The 14716-nt window shown below is 48.7% G+C and carries 14 protein-coding genes; 7 read left to right on the top strand and 7 right to left on the bottom strand.

Features of this window, described 5'->3' with window-relative positions; all coding sequences use genetic code 11:
- Positions 1 to 21 precede the first annotated feature (21 nt).
- From VBY75_RS06135 to dprA, 3 genes are read right to left on the bottom strand one after another with little or no spacing between them, the layout of a single operon-like run.
- Positions 22 to 534: a type I DNA topoisomerase gene (locus VBY75_RS06135; RefSeq protein ID WP_278358511.1), complete on the bottom strand. Its 513-nt coding sequence runs from the start codon at positions 532 to 534 to the stop codon at positions 22 to 24.
- A complete protein-coding gene (locus tag VBY75_RS06130) occupies positions 534 to 1007 on the bottom strand; it encodes a DUF494 family protein (protein ID WP_054488912.1) in 474 nt (157 codons plus the stop codon). Before VBY75_RS06130 ends, VBY75_RS06135 begins: the two co-directional genes overlap by 1 nt.
- A gap of 3 nt (positions 1008 to 1010) precedes the next feature.
- The gene (gene dprA, locus VBY75_RS06125) at positions 1011 to 2048 is read right to left on the bottom strand and encodes a DNA-processing protein DprA (RefSeq protein WP_416511551.1); all 1038 of its coding nucleotides are present in this window, start codon (positions 2046 to 2048) and stop codon (positions 1011 to 1013) included.
- Between the two features lie 62 nt (positions 2049 to 2110).
- Between dprA and def the strand changes: the two genes are divergently transcribed.
- The 4 genes from def to trkA are packed head-to-tail and all read left to right on the top strand — an operon-like array spanning position 2111 to position 6283.
- Positions 2111 to 2635: a peptide deformylase gene (def, locus tag VBY75_RS06120; RefSeq protein WP_054488917.1), complete on the top strand. Its 525-nt coding sequence runs from the start codon at positions 2111 to 2113 to the stop codon at positions 2633 to 2635.
- Positions 2635 to 3585 (top strand): methionyl-tRNA formyltransferase, encoded by a 951-nt coding sequence (gene fmt, locus VBY75_RS06115; protein ID WP_287817110.1) that lies wholly within the window; start codon positions 2635 to 2637, stop codon positions 3583 to 3585. The genes def and fmt overlap by 1 nt, the downstream gene beginning before the upstream one ends.
- The gene (gene rsmB, locus VBY75_RS06110) at positions 3582 to 4910 is read left to right on the top strand and encodes a 16S rRNA (cytosine(967)-C(5))-methyltransferase RsmB (RefSeq protein ID WP_416511549.1); all 1329 of its coding nucleotides are present in this window, start codon (positions 3582 to 3584) and stop codon (positions 4908 to 4910) included. Before fmt ends, rsmB begins: the two co-directional genes overlap by 4 nt.
- The gene (gene trkA, locus VBY75_RS06105) at positions 4907 to 6283 is read left to right on the top strand and encodes a Trk system potassium transporter TrkA (protein WP_054488924.1); all 1377 of its coding nucleotides are present in this window, start codon (positions 4907 to 4909) and stop codon (positions 6281 to 6283) included. The genes rsmB and trkA overlap by 4 nt, the downstream gene beginning before the upstream one ends.
- Here trkA and VBY75_RS06100 read toward each other — a convergent pair.
- Genes VBY75_RS06100 through VBY75_RS06090 form a run of 3 tightly spaced genes read right to left on the bottom strand, consistent with a single transcriptional unit; the run spans position 6280 to position 10209 of the window.
- The gene (locus VBY75_RS06100) at positions 6280 to 6897 is read right to left on the bottom strand and encodes a YigZ family protein (RefSeq protein WP_416511547.1); all 618 of its coding nucleotides are present in this window, start codon (positions 6895 to 6897) and stop codon (positions 6280 to 6282) included. The two genes, trkA and VBY75_RS06100, sit on opposite strands and share 4 nt — an antisense overlap.
- On the bottom strand, positions 6890 to 8248 hold the full coding sequence (gene pepQ / locus VBY75_RS06095; protein ID WP_416511545.1) for a Xaa-Pro dipeptidase: 1359 nt from the start codon (positions 8246 to 8248) through the stop codon (positions 6890 to 6892). The genes VBY75_RS06100 and pepQ overlap by 8 nt, the downstream gene beginning before the upstream one ends.
- 11 nt (positions 8249 to 8259) lie before the next feature.
- On the bottom strand, positions 8260 to 10209 hold the full coding sequence (locus VBY75_RS06090; protein WP_271332029.1) for a transglycosylase SLT domain-containing protein: 1950 nt from the start codon (positions 10207 to 10209) through the stop codon (positions 8260 to 8262).
- A gap of 135 nt (positions 10210 to 10344) precedes the next feature.
- On the opposite strand from VBY75_RS06090, the gene fadB reads away from it, so the two are divergent.
- The 3 genes from fadB to tusA all read left to right on the top strand — a co-directional run bounded on the left by fadB (position 10345) and on the right by tusA (position 14195).
- A complete protein-coding gene (gene fadB, locus VBY75_RS06085; protein ID WP_416511542.1) occupies positions 10345 to 12501 on the top strand; it encodes a fatty acid oxidation complex subunit alpha FadB in 2157 nt (718 codons plus the stop codon).
- Between the two features lie 20 nt (positions 12502 to 12521).
- On the top strand, positions 12522 to 13685 hold the full coding sequence (gene fadA / locus VBY75_RS06080) for an acetyl-CoA C-acyltransferase FadA (RefSeq protein ID WP_222236079.1): 1164 nt from the start codon (positions 12522 to 12524) through the stop codon (positions 13683 to 13685).
- Between the two features lie 270 nt (positions 13686 to 13955).
- Positions 13956 to 14195, top strand: coding sequence for a sulfurtransferase TusA (tusA, locus tag VBY75_RS06075; RefSeq protein ID WP_416511540.1), 240 nt, complete (start codon positions 13956 to 13958; stop codon positions 14193 to 14195).
- A gap of 18 nt (positions 14196 to 14213) precedes the next feature.
- Here tusA and VBY75_RS06070 read toward each other — a convergent pair whose 3' ends face one another.
- Positions 14214 to 14705, bottom strand: coding sequence for a GNAT family N-acetyltransferase (locus VBY75_RS06070; RefSeq protein ID WP_222236075.1), 492 nt, complete (start codon positions 14703 to 14705; stop codon positions 14214 to 14216).
- Positions 14706 to 14716 lie beyond the last annotated feature (11 nt).

The following is a 14716-nucleotide window of genomic DNA, read 5'->3' as shown; positions in this document are numbered from 1 at the left end:
CCCTCCTCTTAAGGAGTCAGATTATAGCGCGTCCGACTTATAGTCGCATTGCTTTTGCGGGCAGACTTTCCGAATTCCTGCAGCGGACTTCTTTTTCACCAGCAGTGGGTATTGGCATTTAGGGCAGGTTTCATCAACCGGTGGTTGATTCACCGTAAACTGGCATTTGGGATACTGATCGCAGGCGTAGAATACGGTGCCGCGTCGTGATGTTTTTTGATGCAGCTGACCACTGCCGCATTCCGGACAGGTAATAGCGTTCTCTTCGTCAGCATTGGGCTCGGTCACAAACTCACAGTCGGGAAACCCGCTACAACCAACAAATAAACCATAACGGCCACTTTTTAATTGCAGCTCTTTACCACACTCCGGACAAGCAACACCAAGGCCCTCGGGTTCAATTTCAGATTGCTCGCGAAGACCTCGTTTATAGTCGCAGTCAGGGTACCCTGTGCAGCCAAGAAAGCTGTTATGTCCAACATGTTTAATGACCAGCGGTCGCTCACAACGCGGGCAGCGCTCATCTGATGACATTAATGCAAGGGCCCTTCAGCTTCCTCAAACAACAAACCTTCCATTTGGTCGTAGGCGGCTTCCTGACCGGGAACATTAAACAGAACCATCAGCACAACCCATTTCAGGTCATCCAGAGTGAAGTTCGCTGTTTCAAGTTCCATTACGCGATCAATAACCACTTCGCGGGTCGCGAAATCTAACACACCCAGATTTTCTAAATACATTAAGAAACCACGACTCTGACTATCTAACCGCGACATCTCCGCCGTTGTATAAATACGGGTAGACTGCTGCGGGGCAACATCCAGGTAAGACTTGGTTTCCATTTCTTGTAAGTCGGCCAGGCGCTCTAACCACGCCAAAGCCTTCTGGATTTCCTGGTGACGAAAACCAGCCCGTGTAAGTTCATTGGTTAACTCATCGTGATCAACCACAACTTCCATTTCGGAATGAATGTAGTTTTCAAACAAGTACATGAGGATATCAAACATACTTTAGCGCCTCCCCACTTTGATATAACCGCCTGGTACGGCTGCCACTAGCCCTTCTAATTCGAGTAACACTACTTTCTCCATGACTTCAGCAACCTCGAGTCCGGACAATTGTACCATGTCATCAATTGTTCGTGGCTCTGAACTCAGACTAGCGAACAATCGATTGTTTGCCAAGCTTTCATCAAGATATTGTCGCTCTTCTGAAACCGGTGCTTGAGCGGGGTTAATCGAAAACCACTCTAGAATATCCTGTGGTGTGTTGATTAACTTTGCCCCCTGCTGTATCAGCCAATGACACCCCTGATGCTCCGGCAACAAAACCGACCCGGGAACAGCACCGACTTCACGCCCTTCATTCAACGCGTGTATTGCCGTCGAGAGCGAACCACTTTTACGGGCGGCTTCAACCACAACAACCGCCTGACTAATACCACTAATAATACGGTTACGCCGGGGAAAATGATCTGTCCTTGCGGTTTGTCCGGGCGGAAACTCAGAAATTAACAAGCCCTGATGGGCAATGAAATTCTGCAAGGCTTTGTTTCGTCGAGGGTAGTATTGATCAATTCCGGTACCCAAAACGGCAATGGTTTTGCCTTTGTCTGCGGCAGTTTTGTGCGCCTGGGCATCAATGCCCATTGCCAGGCCGCTCACCACAACAATACCCGACGCGACCAGTTTTTCACTGATCCAGTCAGCAACCTGCAGCCCGCTATGGCTCGCTTTGCGGCTGCCTACAACCGCCACACAGACCCCTTTAAGCAACTCTTTCCGACCTCTGTAGTAGAGTAACCAGGGCGGATTGCTGATTGCTTTTAACGATGCCGGGTAATCGTCGCTGAAGTAAGATATAACGCCCTGATAATCACTTAGACACCAGCTCTCAGCGGCTTTCAACCAGCGCGAGTCTACCGGTTTTAGCGATTGCCCCCATCGCTCAAACAGCATTTGCCAGCTGTCACACTCCCGTGCCGCTTTCTGTACCTTGTTTGATGCGCGTGTCATCCCCATTAATACACATAATTCCTGTGTGTTCACAGACTGTCCTTGACCTACCGATTTAAGGTAAACTAAGGGTAGATGAAGATTTGGAGGTTCTAATGGCAAAAATGACGGTTCTGAAATATCCAGACGAACGGTTACGCAAAGTCGCACAGCCGATTGACAAAGTGGATGACAGCATCCGCTCGGTTATCGATGATATGTTCGAAACTATGTATGAAGAGCAAGGCGTTGGCCTTGCGGCAACTCAGGTGGATGTGCACAAGCGTTTGTTTGTTGCTGACTGCAGCGAAGATCAGAACGAACCGCTGGTGTTTATTAACCCGGAGATTACCGAAGCCGAAGGTCATTTCAAGAATGACGAAGGTTGCCTGTCATTTCCCGGCGTTTACGCAAAAGTAGAACGTGCGGAAAAAATTACGGTTACAGCTTTAGACAAAAACGGTGAGCGTTTCAGTCGCTCGGCAGAAGGCCTTTTAGCTATTTGTATTCAGCACGAAATTGATCATTTAGAGGGCAAACTCTTTGTCGATTATTTATCGCCACTGAAACGCGAGCGTATTCGTAAGAAATTAGAGAAAGAACAGCGTTTAGCTGAAAAGTATGCGGCGGAAGCACAGTAATGCGGATAGTCTTTGCAGGCACGCCCGATTTTGCCGCACAACACTTACAGCAATTGCTTGATGAATCTCATCAGATAGTCGGTGTTTACACCCAACCCGACCGCCCTGCAGGACGCGGCAAAAAGCCGCAACCGAGCGCCGTTAAGAAACTGGCAGTTGAACACCAACTACCCGTTTACCAGCCAGAGTCGTTAAAATCGGAAGAAGCTCAGTCGGCTTTAGCAGAGCTCAAACCCGATGTAATGGTCGTTGTTGCTTATGGTTTATTGCTGCCGCAAGCGGTGTTGGATATCCCGGCCAAAGGTTGTCTGAATGTTCATGGCTCTTTGTTGCCTAGATGGCGGGGTGCAGCTCCTATTCAACGCGCCATATGGGCAGGAGATTCAGAGTCAGGCGTTTGCATTATGCAGATGGAAGCAGGCCTGGATACTGGTCCGGTACTGCATGAAGAACGATGCGCTATTAGCCCGCAGGAGACCTCCGCTTCGCTTTATCATAAACTTGAAAGCCTTGGTCCAAAAGCGTTAATCACAGTATTAGCAGACCTTGAAAGTTATCAACGCCAGGCCAAACCGCAAAGTGACAGCGAAGCCACCTATGCAAAAAAGCTGACTAAGCAGGAAGGCAAAATAGACTGGACGCAGCCGGCCGCATTTATTGAACGCTGCGTAAGGGCATTTAACCCCTGGCCCATGAGCTGGTGTCAGTCAGACAATTTAAAGGCTCAACAGAATACGATTAAAATTCATGCTGCTGAATTAGTTCAGGGCGCCAGTAACAAAAGGCCCGGAACTATTATTAGCAGCACGCACCAAGGTATAGACATTGTCACTGGCGATGGTCTTTTGCGTATTACCCAGGCACAAATGCCGGGCAAAAAGGTGCAGCCGGCCAGTACGCTGGTTAACGGCTACAGCAACGTATTTAGTCCCGGACTGGAATTACAATGAGTCAGCAGAAGAAATCCGAAGACAGCGGTCACGGCGCAAAAAGCCGGGCGGCGGCTGCGAGTGCCCTGTTTCAGGTTTTAGAGAAAGGCGAGTCGCTTTCGGCGGCCCTGCCTTATGCAACCAGCAAATTACCCGACGCAGATAAACGTCTTGCCAGTGCGATTAGTTACGGTGTTTTGCGCGTTCTGCCCAGCCTTAATCGCTTGGTTGGCGCAAAATTGGATAAGCCCCTCAAAGGTAAGTTAAAAGTATTGCATTACCTGTTACTGGTTGGTGCTTATCAATTATATTGCCAACGAATTAAAGATCACGCTGCCGTAAGTGCAACCGTAGAAGCCGCTCGTATACTGGGTAAAAGAAACCATAAAGGCTTAGTGAACGGTATACTGCGTCAGTTATTGCGCGAAGCTCCTTCAGCCGATGACTCACACCAACGTGAGTTACCCTGTGATTCAATGCAGAATCATCCTCGCTGGTTATTTGATGCCATTAACAATGACCACCCCGAGCATGCCGATAACATTCTGGCGGAAAACAACACTCACCCGCCTATGTGGTTACGTGTGAATGAGCGATTTTCCACTCGCGATGACTACTTACGGCAGCTTCAGGATAGTGACATTGCAGCAACGGCTGATGCCAGCGCAATCAATGCAATTCAATTGCATGCGCCCTGTCCGGTAGAGAAACTCCCCGGCTTTGCCCGTGGCCATGTGTCTGTACAGGACAGATCCGCTCAGCTGGCAGCAGACTTTCTAAATGTAAATGCTGCGCATCGTGTACTCGACTGCTGCGCCGCTCCCGGCGGTAAATTACTCCATTTATTGGAACGGCACAGCTTTGAACAACCGGTTCAGGCTATTGATATCGACCCCAAGCGCCTTGAGCGAGTGGATGAAAACCTAGAGCGTGCTGGTTTAAGCGCTGTTATTCACTGTGCAGATGTCGCCACGACCAATGACTGGTGGGACGGCGAGCAATTCGACCGCATACTGCTGGATGCCCCCTGCTCCGCAACCGGTGTGATACGCCGACACCCGGATATTAAATGGTTACGCCGCGCTGAAGACATCAGCGAACTGGCAAAGTTACAGAAGCAGATACTCAGCTCACTTTGGCCACTACTTAAGCCAGGCGGAGAACTGCTGTATGCAACCTGCTCTATTCTGCGTCAGGAAAACCAAACTCAAATTGAGTCTTTTCTACAGCAGCAGTCTGGTGCTAGTCTGATACCTATAACAGCAGAGCATGACACACTGCAATTGCTTCCCGGACAATATGGCGGGGATGGTTTCTTTTACGCGAGACTGAAGAAAGCCCAATGAAAATAATCATACTCGGTGTTGGCCAGGTCGGCGGCACATTGGCAGAAAACCTGGTTGGTGAGCGCAACGACATCACCATAGTTGATACCAATAACGACTTACTGGACGACTTGCAGGACAAATATGACTTGCGTGTTGTCGTCGGTAACGGCGCTCATCCGGACGTATTGCGTAAAGCTGGTGCAGACGACGCAGATTTGCTGATTGCCGTAACCAGCAGCGATGAAACCAATATGATTGCCTGCCAGGTTGCTTATTCCATTTTTAATACACCGAAAAAGATAGCCCGAATCCGCTCCGAAGAGTATATCCGTTATAAAGATCAGCTATTTCATAACCAGGACGCGCCGGTCGATCACATCATTTCTCCGGAACAGTTAGTTACTAACTACATCAGACGGTTAATTGACTACCCCGGCGCTTTGCAGGTTATGGAGTTTGCTAACGGTCGTGCCAGTTTGGTTGCGGTCCGGGCTTACTATGGCGGCAAGCTCGTCGGGCACGCAATTTCTACTCTGCGAGAGCACATCCCCAATATCGACACTCGAGTCGCGGCCATTTATCGTCAGGGCAAGCCTATCCGCCCGACAGGAACCACTATTATTGAAGCCGATGACGAAGTTTTCTTTATTGCAGATACTCGTCATATCAGCACGGTAATGCAGGAGCTGCAGAAGCTTGAAGACAAATACCGACGCATCATGATTGTCGGTGGTGGCAATATTGGCGCAGGCCTGGCTAAGCAGCTGGAAGTTGACCACAGGGTCAAACTGATAGAGCGATCTGAAGCGCGCGCAGAAGAGTTGTCACAAAGCCTTGAGCATACATTAATTTTCCGCGGTGACGCCTCCGATCAAAAACTTCTGGAAGAAGAGCACGTTGAGGATATTGATGTTTTCATTGCGGTAACCAACGACGACGAAGCAAATATCATGTCGGCTATGTTGGCTAAGCGCATGGGTGCCCGCAAAACCATGGTACTGATTCAGCGCAGTGCTTACGTTGACCTGGTTCAGGGCGGTGAAATTGATATTGCTATATCGCCACAACGCGCCACCGTTTCAGCGTTACTCACCCACGTACGCCGTGGGGATATTGTGAATGTGTACTCGCTGCGTAAAGGCGCTGCTGAAGCCATTGAAGCCATTGCACATGGTGATGAAGACACCTCTAAGGTCGTCGGAAAGGCCATTAAAGACATTAAACTTCCGCCGGGTACCACTATTGGCGCCGTTGTTCGGGGACATGAAGTACTCATGGCGCACAGCGAAACCATTATTCACTCGGACGACCACGTTATTCTGTTCTTGCTGGATAAAAAGTACATTGATCAGGTTGAGAAAGTCTTCCAGCCCAGCGCAATGTTCTTCTAATTAAGAGGCTTTAGCTGAACCCGGCCTCGGGTAGCGGCCTGTAGTTTTTTCTGCAGCGTCTCTACCTCTATGGGTCTTAATAACACAGTCAGCAACACACTCTCTCCATATTCCGACGACGCAGTTTCAACGCCAGCTTCAAATAAAATCGGCTCTACATCGCCCTGGTCGGTATAGGCAAAGTGCAACTGAAACCCCTGTTTGAAAACCCGACGTTCTTTTTCAAGCTCCGCTAACGCAGTGACGGTCGCTTCCGTATAGGCTCGTTGAAGGCCACCAGTCCCTAACTTTACGCCGCCAAAGTAGCGCACCACTATTGCCGTAACCTCCCCTACACCACTGCTTTGCAGCGCCATAAGCATAGGCCTTCCTGCCGTTCCGGAAGGCTCTCCGTCATCACTGGAGGCTAAACGTTGGCTATTATTCGGAGCAGAAAATACGGAGGCTGAACAATAGTGCGAAGCTTTTGGCCACCTTCTTTGTACTTCAGTTAAGAATTCAGCGGCACTGGCTTCATGGTCGGTATGCGCAAGGCAGGCGATAAAACGACTGCCTTTTATCTCTATTTCAACTTCGGCTTCAGAGATCGGAATATCGTAATCTTGATCATGCAAGACGGGTAACCTTTTTCACGTAAGCATCCAAAGACGTTTGTCGCGTAAGGTTATCATTTCGTTCCCGATAGATAACAATGTTATCTTCAATCCGCACACCGCCAAATGGGCGAAACTCATCCACCCTTTTCCAATTAATAACATGCTTATTGCGAGAACTCGCCAGCTTTTGCAGTAAAGGTTCAATAAAGTAAATACCGGGCTCAATGGTATACACCTGGCGCGGCTCGACAGTGCGGGTTGTTTTTAATGTAAGGTGGCCTGTTGGCGACGGTATGGGGGTTCCCCGCTCGTCAGCCTGAGCAGCGCCAACGTCGTGCACTTGCAGTCCTAGAGGGTGGCCCAGGCCATGCGGGAAAAAGACCGTCGTTATGCCGTCTTCAATCATTTGCTCGGGACTGCAACTGACAAAACCAAAGGCAAAAAGCACGTTAGCAATTTGCTCGTGAGCCAACTGATGCAATACAGGAAACTCCATACCGGGCTTCATTTTATCAATAAGCGCTAACGTAATTTGGTCAAGAGCCGCTATCAGCTCTTCATACTCATTATGCTCTGCCGACCAAGTCCGGCTAATATCGGCAGCGTAACCGCAAACCTCCGCGCCGGCATCAACCAACATAGACTTTAACGACACTTGTGGCTTTTTATCCGGTAACCAATGGTGTAAAACACTCGCGTTCCTATTTTGCCCAATAATATGATTGTACGGTACTTCATTCTGCCCTTGCCGTGTCGCCGCCATATAATTCAAAAGACAATCAAACTCGGAGTCGCCTTTAAAAAAGGCCTCCGCCGCTGCAATATGTCCTTCTGCGGCAATATGGTTGGCTTGCGCTAAGCAGGCTATTTCATAGTCTGTTTTGAACAAACGGTGATAATGAAAGAAGTGAAGAACCGGGTCTGGGTTGATGTTCTCAAAGCCTAGCGCTTTTGCTACTTCAATATGTTCACCCAGGTAGGCGGCGTTTTTCTTATCATAAGGTAAGAGCTTTTCTATAGCCTCAGGCGAACTGATGTGTTCCACGTGGAACTCTTCTAGCCAGGGTTCACTTTCTAAATTTGCGGTTGTATGCCAAAAGTCCGGAGCATTAAGCAAAACAAGCGTTGGACGAGTCTCTGGCTTTATAATGACCCAGGCATTAGGAAGCTGCGTTTCCGGACACCAAGCCTTGAAATGAGGATTCGCACGAAAAGGATAATTCATGTCATCCAGAAACCAGCGCTTTTGCTGTCCTGAATGTATTGCGAGTAAATCTAAATTTTCTCGTTTGCAGAGTCGCTCCGCACGGGTTTGAAGCTGCTTTATATGGTCAGGAAATAACGGCCACAAATCTGCTGTCGCAGTCATATTGAATCGCCTTATTCAGTCTCAACAATGGTCATATCAACAACTTGCTCAAACAAATTATCCTCGTTACCACCTAACATCCTATAAATTTGTTGGTAACTCAATACCGCTTTTACATAATCTCGGGTTTCATGGTAAGGGATGGTTTCAACCCACTCATCGGCATAAACAGGCTCTTCCGGTAGCCACTCTCTCACACGGTAGTATCCTGCATTATAGCTTGCCGTAGCTAATAGCCAGTTATTCTCAAACCGATGTTTCAGGCGACTCAAGTAATGAGTTCCTAATCGCACATTGACCGACGGGTCATTTAAACGACGCCAACTGTTGTTTTTGGTATCCAGTTGCTTGGCAGTGCCGGGCAGTATTTGCATTAAGCCTCTGGCGCCCGCGCTGGAATAAGCATCATGCCGGAAGTTGCTTTCTCGCCGGGTAATGGCTAAAGCCCAGTTTTCATCTATTCCTGCGGCCTGTGATGCCCTTCCTAATATGTCTTTATAAGCTAATGGGAAACGAATGCCCACGGCGTCAAAATGACCAATTTGCGCTAATGTCCATATGGCTTGATCATGCCACCCCCACTCGCTGGCAAGATACGCTGCGACCTTTTGCTCTTCGCCATCGAGTTGAGTTAATAAGTGATTCCACTCTCTCCTTGCGTCCACCCAGCGCTCAAGCTGAATAAGCTCGTATGCACGCTGGACACTCGGATGGTTCCGGATCTGTTCAAGCTGAACCACACTCACCTCAAGCTTTTCGTGCTCAAGGCTAACCGGTTTCTGTAACCTTGCAGAGGCTAGAAAGCCGTAATAATGGCGTTCGTCGGATAAGTCTTCGTAGAGTTGCTGAGCAACTAACGCATTCCCGGTAATTTCCTGCGTACGCGCAAGCCAGTAACGCCACTGATTCCCTTGCCGAATAGCAACGGGGAGACTTTGAATAGCATCACGCAGACCTTCGTAATCTTTGTCTTTAAGGTAAATAGCTAAACGCCACTGAAGAACTCGCTCATTGAGCGCATTAACCGGAACACGGTCATGCCAGACGCGCGCTTCCGGATGAGACTTCAAACTTAGCGCAACCGCAAACTCTTCTGCTATGCGTTCTTCCTGCGCCTCTGAAAAGGGTAGCTCGGGCTTCAGTTTTTTATAACTGCGCAGGGCAATATTTTCATCTCGCCAAATAAGCTTTGTCAGTGCAAAAGTCGTTATCTGGGCTTCTTTTTCAGGGTAACGTCCCTTAAACCAGGAACCGTCTTCAATGGCCGCCGGTGAATAGCGCACTTTATGATAAAACTCACCCAGATATTGCTGTAACTCCGGTAATAACCCTGTGAGGTAAGGCAGTAACGTTGGGTTACCGCGTTCAGCTGCCATCTTCAGTCTATTCCAAACTTTCTCATCAGTACGTCCGTCAAGGCTTTCCCATTCCTTCAAAATGGGATCACAGGCTGAAGGAAGTGAAAAACCGTGTTCCCAAATAGCATCAACCTGGCGACGGAAAGGCCCGTCCCCCAAACCTTTTTCTCGTTGCGCTTCAATAAACTGACAACGGTGAGTCAAAGTGCCCGGATGCCGAAAGTCGCGAATAAAGCGTGCATGCTCTTCTTGCCCTGCCAGGTAAGTAAGCCACGGCTGCCTTAGCTGCCAGTCGAGTGGTGTGTTGTCATACTTTTCCAGAAAAGCCAAAACCCGGTCTTCATTAGCCAAATAGCCTACTTGCTCCAGCCTTGTCAGTTCCAGATACGGAACGAGCGGGTAGCCCTCCAGCTTCTGTAATAACTGACGGTATTCATTCAGACGACCACGCTTAGCGGCGTATTCTGCTTTTTTGAATAGCTCACGCTGCTGCTCCCGTTGTTCACTATCAACAGGTTCAGATTGGGCTGCACCACTACTAAACAGCGATAACGCGAAAAACAATGGTGCACTGTAACGTATGATAAACGACTGCTTTTTCATTAATTCAAACGCATGTTTAAATAACCGTTGAAAAATTGGCGTATTCGCGCCAAACTCTCTCTACCTTAACCCAAAGCTATAGCAGAATCAGTTTCTTTATAGCAACAAATTAATGGAAGTCGTGGGAGACCCAAGATGATCTATCAAGGTGAAAGCATTCGGGTCGATTTTATCGAACCAGGTTTCGCAGAATTACAATTTGATGCGAAAGGCTCGGTTAATAAATTCGACCAGGCAACATTAGAAGAATTCAGTGAAGCACTGACAAAATTACAAAACACTGACGATTTACGTGGCGTCATTGTCACCAGTAGCAAGTCGACCTTTATTGTAGGCGCTGACATTACTGAGTTCCTGACACTATTCTCTGATCAGGAAAAAACCCGCAGCTGGGTAGCAAAAGCATCACGCGTATTTGACCAACTGGAAGACCTGCCGGTACCCACCGTTGGTGCGGTTAAAGGCTTCGCGTTAGGCGGCGGCTGTGAGGCACTATTAGCCTGTGACTACCGTGTAGCGGATACCACAGCAACTATCGGCCTGCCTGAAGTTAAACTGGGTCTTATCCCGGGCTTTGGCGGTACTATGCGTTTACCTCGCGTTATTGGTCCTGATAACGCTTTAGAGTGGATCACCACAGGTAAAAACAACAAAGCAGAAGACGCGCTTAAAGTTGGCGCAATTGATGCGATTGTTGAGCCAGAGAACCTAACAAAAGCGGCGTTGAATTTAGCGAAAGCTGCCGCTGCCGGCGAACAAGACTGGAAAGCCAAGCGTCAGCCTAAGTTAGAGCCGTTAAAAGCCAACGACACCGAGTTAATGATGACTCTGGTTACCGCTAAAGGTTTAATTGCAGCCAAAGCTGGTAAACACTACCCGGCACCGCACAAGGCTTTAGAAGCCATTGAAAACGGCGCTCGCGAACACCGTGAAGGCGCATTAAAAGCTGAAAATAACGCGTTTTTCGACCTAACTCAAACTGACGCATGCCAGGCGCAGGTTGGTATCTTCCTGGCCGATCAGGCCGTTAAAGGTAAGTCTAAGAAGTACGCCAAAGCAGCAACCAAAGAAATCAAAACTGCGGGTGTGTTAGGCGCAGGCATTATGGGCGGCGGTATCGCTTATCAGTCTGCCCTTAAAGGCGTACCGGCTGTCATGAAAGACATTAAGCAAGACGCTTTAGATTTGGGCATGAAAGAAGCTGGCAAGATCCTGAAAAAAGGCGTAGAGCGCGGTAAGGTGAATAACGAGAAGATGATTAAAATCTTATCTTCTATTACACCTACGCTGCTGAACGATGCCGTTAAAGACGTCGATATTGTTGTTGAAGCCGTTGTTGAAAACCCGAAAGTTAAAGGTTCGGTGCTGGCTGAAATTGAAGGCGTTATCAGTGATGATGCTATTTTAACGTCAAACACCTCGACCATTTCTATTACAGAGCTCGCTAAAAACCTGAAGCGTCCTGAAAAATTCTGCGGGATGCACTTCTTTAACCCGGTACATAAAATGCCGCTGGTTGAGATTATTCGTGGCGAGAAAACTTCAGATGACACTGTTAATGCCGTAGTAGCCTATGCATTGAAACTGGGCAAAACCCCTATCGTTGTTAACGACTGCCCGGGCTTCTTAGTGAACCGCGTATTGTTCCCTTACCTGGCAGGCTTTGCCGGTATGGTTGATGAAGGCGTTGATTTCGTCGGCATCGACAAGGTTATGGAGAAGCAGTTCGGCTGGCCTATGGGTCCTGCGTACTTGAGCGACGTTGTCGGCATCGACACGGCGGATCATTGTACCGTTGTTATGGAAGCAGGCTTCCCGACCCGCATGAAACGCGACGAGTCCAGCGCCATTGCTAAGCTGGCAGCCGCTGAGCGTTACGGTCAGAAAAACGGTAAAGGCTTCTATGTTTACGGCACCGACAAAAAAGGTAAGCCAACCAAAGAAGCTGATCCGGCGACTTATGAGTTACTAGGCTGTGAACAAGGCAAAAAGCTGGACGCAGATGAAGTCATTGCTCGCTGCATGATCCCAATGGTGAACGAAGCGGTTCGCTGTCTGGAAGAAGACATTGTGGGCTCTGCTGCCGAAGCAGACATGGCGTTGCTTTATGGCTTAGGCTTCCCTCCATTCCGAGGCGGCCCTTTCCGTTATTTGGAAACGCTTGGCATGGACAACTTTATTCAACTGGCAGACAAGTACGCGCACCTGGGTGAAATTTATCAGGTTACCGACGGCATGCGCGAAATGGCTAAAGCCGGTAAATCTTACTTTGACACAACCAGCGCGAAGTAAGGCTTGAGGAGGTTATTAAAATGAAAGACATCGTCATTGTAGATTGTATTCGTACGCCAATGGGGCGTTCAAAAAATGGTGTTTTCCGCCATACTCGTGCCGAAGACCTCTCAGCTGCGCTGATGAAGGGCTTACTTGAGCGTAACCCGGAAGTGGATGTTGAAGAACTGGAGGACATTTACTGGGGTTGTGTACAGCAAACCTTAGAACAAGGTTTCAACATTGCACGTAACTCAGCGTTAATTGCCGGCATTCCTCATAAAGTGGCCGGCGTTACCGTTAACCGTCTGTGTGGCTCATCCATGCAGGCATTGCACGACGCTACCCGCGCTATTATGAACGGCGACGGCGAAATCTTTATGGCCGGTGGTGTTGAGCACATGGGTCACGTACCAATGACTCACGGTATCGACTTTCATCCGGGCATGAATAAGTCTGTAGCAAAAGCTTCGGGCAGCATGGGTATGACCGCTGAATTGTTGTCTCGCAAGTTCGGTATTACCCGTGAACAACAAGACGAATTCGGCGCGCGCTCTCATAAGAAAGCGCACGAAGCGACAGTTGAAGGCCGCTTTGCTAAAGAGATTTACCCAATTAACGGCCACAATGCCGACGGCGAACTGGTACGCGTGACTGAAGACGAAGTTATTCGTCCGGAAACCACCGCAGAAGGCCTGTCACAGCTTCGCCCGGTGTTTGACCCGGCCAACGGTACGGTAACCGCAGGTACATCGTCAGCCTTGTCTGACGGCGCAGCTGCCATGTTGGTTATGTCTGCTGATAAAGCCAAAGAACTGGGTCTGACGCCACGCGTTAAGATTCGCTCAATGGCCGTTGCAGGCTGCGATCCTTCCATTATGGGTTACGGCCCCGTTCCGGCAACGGAGAAAGCACTTAAACGTGCTGGTGTGTCTATTGACGACATCGACGTTGTTGAACTGAACGAAGCCTTTGCCGCACAGTCACTGCCTGTACTTAAAGGTTTAAAACTGTTCGACAAGATGGAAGAGAAAGTGAACCTGAACGGTGGTGCTATCGCTTTAGGTCACCCATTAGGCTGCTCTGGCGCACGTATCTCAACGACGCTAATCAACTTAATGGAAGAGAAAAACGCGAAGCTTGGCTTAGCCACCATGTGCATTGGCCTTGGCCAGGGTATTGCGACGGTATTTGAACGCGTTTAAAAGAAACAGCAAAACTAGAGCGGTTTAACACTTTAACTGCTCTGAGGAAGGGGGGAGCGAAGGCTCGCCCCTTTTTATTGTCAGGAAATACTCAGAAACACGCCGTGAACCCATCCCTGGGGGCTTGACTGCAGCCATCCATGGCTGCAGACAGTTTCTGAGTATTTCCCGCCAACAAACAGCGGTGCAATCCATCACTCCCCCCTCACCTCTTAGTCGCGAAAGTGTTAAACTACTCGCCAATTTCACCTAACGTCTTTTAAAGAAGTCATGACCCAGATTAACTGCGACAAAGAACTCGATACCCTTGGCCTTAAATGCCCGGAGCCCGTAATGTTAGTTCGTGCGGCTATTCGTAAAATGAAGGTTGGTGAGGTATTGCTGATTATTGCGGATGATCCCGCAACAACCCGGGATATTCCGGGCTTTTGCGAATTTATGGAGCATGAGCTGGTTGCTTCTGAAACCGAAGAGATGCCTTACCGCTACTGGGTTAGGAAGTCCCAATAAGAGCCTGACATTCAAGTATCAGGCTTTATTTTTATTTAAATACATTTCCCAGAACTCAGCCTGACCAACTTCACCCAGTTCGTAGGGTTCGAAGCCAAAGTTTTTGTAGGCCTGCTTGGCACGGTCATTGTTTTCCAACACTTCTAGAGTCAGCTTCACGCAACCACGGAATTCTGCCAGTGTTTTCACTTCTTCCAGAAGTTTACGCGCAACGCCCTGGCCTCGATATTCCGGAATAACCGCTATGTCGTGAATATTCATTAATGGTTTTGCAGCGAAGGTTGAGAAGCCTTCTACACAGTTTGCAACGCCAACCGGGGTGTCACCATCGTAGGCCAGCAAAGAAAAGACATGGTCTCTTTTTGCCATTTCATCTATCAGACTTTCTTTAACTTCATCTGATATGCCTTCACCACCACCCATTGGGTCTTTAGCGTAAGCATCCAACATAGCTATAACGGCATTACGGTGTTTGGGGTTACTATAATCCGCAAGTGTAATTTCTATCATTCGTCCTTCGC

The sequence above is a fragment of the Idiomarina sp. HB genome (assembly GCF_048059115.1).
Classification (GTDB): Bacteria; Pseudomonadota; Gammaproteobacteria; order Enterobacterales; family Alteromonadaceae; genus Idiomarina; species Idiomarina abyssalis.
Note: the sequence above shows the minus strand (reverse complement) of the source record. Positions and strands in the feature narration are given on the sequence as shown.

Coding starts and splice junctions, on each gene's coding strand:
- rsmB (WP_416511549.1), top strand. CDS start 3,582: ATGAGTCAGCAGAAGAAATCCGAAGACAGCGGTCACGGCGCAAAAAGC.
- fadA (WP_222236079.1), top strand. CDS start 12,522: ATGAAAGACATCGTCATTGTAGATTGTATTCGTACGCCAATGGGGCGT.
- pepQ (WP_416511545.1), bottom strand. CDS start 8,248: ATGACTGCGACAGCAGATTTGTGGCCGTTATTTCCTGACCATATAAAG.
- VBY75_RS06135 (WP_278358511.1), bottom strand. CDS start 534: ATGTCATCAGATGAGCGCTGCCCGCGTTGTGAGCGACCGCTGGTCATT.
- trkA (WP_054488924.1), top strand. CDS start 4,907: ATGAAAATAATCATACTCGGTGTTGGCCAGGTCGGCGGCACATTGGCA.
- VBY75_RS06070 (WP_222236075.1), bottom strand. CDS start 14,705: ATGATAGAAATTACACTTGCGGATTATAGTAACCCCAAACACCGTAAT.
- VBY75_RS06130 (WP_054488912.1), bottom strand. CDS start 1,007: ATGTTTGATATCCTCATGTACTTGTTTGAAAACTACATTCATTCCGAA.
- fadB (WP_416511542.1), top strand. CDS start 10,345: ATGATCTATCAAGGTGAAAGCATTCGGGTCGATTTTATCGAACCAGGT.
- tusA (WP_416511540.1), top strand. CDS start 13,956: ATGACCCAGATTAACTGCGACAAAGAACTCGATACCCTTGGCCTTAAA.
- fmt (WP_287817110.1), top strand. CDS start 2,635: ATGCGGATAGTCTTTGCAGGCACGCCCGATTTTGCCGCACAACACTTA.
- def (WP_054488917.1), top strand. CDS start 2,111: ATGGCAAAAATGACGGTTCTGAAATATCCAGACGAACGGTTACGCAAA.
- VBY75_RS06090 (WP_271332029.1), bottom strand. CDS start 10,209: ATGAAAAAGCAGTCGTTTATCATACGTTACAGTGCACCATTGTTTTTC.